Genomic DNA, 278 nt, shown 5'->3' with positions numbered 1-278 from the left:
CAAGCCCGGTTCCCTCGATTCAAGTCAAAGCATGGTAAACAGAGCAGCTATCACTGCATGTCGGTTTCAGTCAGTGAAAGCTGGATCAAAGTGCCTAAGTGCAAGCCCATCAAGGCCAAGGTTCACCGGGAGATAGCCGGAGAGGTTAAGTCCATTACCTTGACCAGAACGCCCAGTGGCAAGTATTACGCCTCCATCCTTGCCGAAGATGGCCAGACAGAAAGTAAGCCGGCTGCTGCCCTGCAAGCCAGCAAGGTTGTGGGCGTCGATGCCGGTCT

The 278-nt window shown here is 54.3% G+C and carries 1 pseudogene; it reads left to right on the top strand.

Annotated features, from left to right (window positions below):
- Nucleotides 1-57: 57 nt before the first annotated feature.
- Nucleotides 58-278: pseudogene (locus CWC18_RS21325) on the top strand (hypothetical protein); the annotation flags it as partial.

It is taken from the genome of Pseudoalteromonas aurantia, assembly GCF_005886875.1.
GTDB lineage: Bacteria > Pseudomonadota > Gammaproteobacteria > Enterobacterales > Alteromonadaceae > Pseudoalteromonas > Pseudoalteromonas aurantia_A.
Note: the sequence above shows the minus strand (reverse complement) of the source record. Positions and strands in the feature narration are given on the sequence as shown.